Source organism: Arthrobacter sp. JCM 19049, assembly GCF_001310435.1.
This window is the reverse complement of sequence record NZ_BAXF01000514.1, coordinates 1-1,492: the sequence shown is the minus strand read 5'-3', so window position 1 is coordinate 1,492 and position 1,492 is coordinate 1. Positions and strand designations below refer to the sequence as shown.

The 1,492-nt window shown below is 68.5% G+C and carries 1 protein-coding gene; it reads right to left on the bottom strand.

The features are described from left to right. Positions 1 to 74 precede the first annotated feature (74 nt). Positions 75 to 1,235, bottom strand: coding sequence for a PucR family transcriptional regulator ligand-binding domain-containing protein (locus tag JCM19049_RS13945; RefSeq protein WP_054821879.1), 1,161 nt, complete (start codon positions 1,233 to 1,235; stop codon positions 75 to 77). Positions 1,236 to 1,492: the final 257 nt, after the last annotated feature.

Here is a 1,492-nt window from a genome sequence, read left to right as displayed (position 1 = left end):
GGCATCCTCCAGATTCTTGGCGCACTGGGAAATCCCGGTCGCCTCGGCCCCCACGCCCACCGCCACCGTCAGGCTCAGGCTTTCGCCCAGCTCCCGGGAGAAACGCTGCAAGGTTCCCTCGACCAGTTCCCGGGCCGCCACCGGCAGCACCGCCCCGAGCACCCCGGAGCGCAGGAGCCGGCCAGCACACCCAGGCGCATGGTCTCGGCCACCTGGTCCATGACCTCCAGCACCTCGCGTTCGCGCAGCTGCATGCTCGTGGGGCTCTGCCCGGCCGGCAGCATCAGCCCGACGGCGACCGGCACGTAGTGCGCGGCCGCGTCCAACCCCAGCGCCTCGGCGCGCACCTGCACCTCCCCGGCGGAGAGCGAATGGTGCTGCAGCAGTTCGTGCAGCAGTGAGGTACGCGCCTGGTAGAGCAGTTCGCGCTGGTCCCGCCCGGAGAGCCGGGCAATGGTCAGCGTCTGCCCGGCGCGTTCGAGCACCAGGGCGGCATTGGCTTCATCCTCCAGCCGGGCCGGCACCACCAGCCGGCCCCAACGGCTCTTGACCGCACCGACCGGGGTCTGCAGCCAGTCCTCGGCCCCGTGGCTGCGCCCGGTGGATTCGGCGTAGGCCACGAACCGCGAGCGGCTGATCCAGTGCTCCAGCACCGAGGCGGCCCCCTGCCCTGCCCCGGCGTGCGCGAGCACCCGGTGGCGGACGTCTTCGAGCACCACCGGGGCCTGCAGCAGTTCGGCGGTGCGCTCCACGATCATGTGTTCATCGGCTTCACTCAGCGAGAGCTCGGTGAAGATCTCATGCACGTGCCGGGAGAACTCGACCACGCGCAACTGCTCGGCCACCAGCAGCTTGTGGATCACCTCGGTGATCTGCACGAACCGCACCCGCCGGCGCAGCCAGATCACCGGCAGCCGGTGTCCGGCCGTGGCCTGTTCAAACAACCCCCGGCACACCTCCGGCTCGGCCGAGTAGTACTCGATCAGCACCCCGGCCGCCCCGGCCCGCTGCAGCTCGTCGAGGAATTCACGCAGCCGCCGTGGGCTGGGTTCCACGTTGCGCAGCGTGCTGAGCACCAGTTCCCCGCCTTCGAGCAGCCCGGCGTTGTCCGGGGATTCGGTGACGTGCACCCAGCGCACCGGGCGGTGCAGATCCTGGTTGCTCCCGTAGACCACCGGCTCCGCCGCGCGCACCACCTCCAGGTCCAGTACCTGCGCCATTGTCAGTTCACCCACGGCCAGCCTTTACAGTTCGATAACTCCTACAGGTAAATCATGACACGTTGTCTGTGTGGTTCGTCATATTTTTGGCCCATGATGTTTTCAAGAGCACCCGAACGTCCCGGAAAGGACCACCTCGATGACCACCACCATGACCGAAACCCTGCAGCACTGGGTCAACAACGCCGCCTTCTCCGGTGAGGGCCAGAGCCGCACCGGCAAGGTCTACAACCCGGCCACCGGCGAGGCGCCCGCGAGGTCGCCCTGGCTCG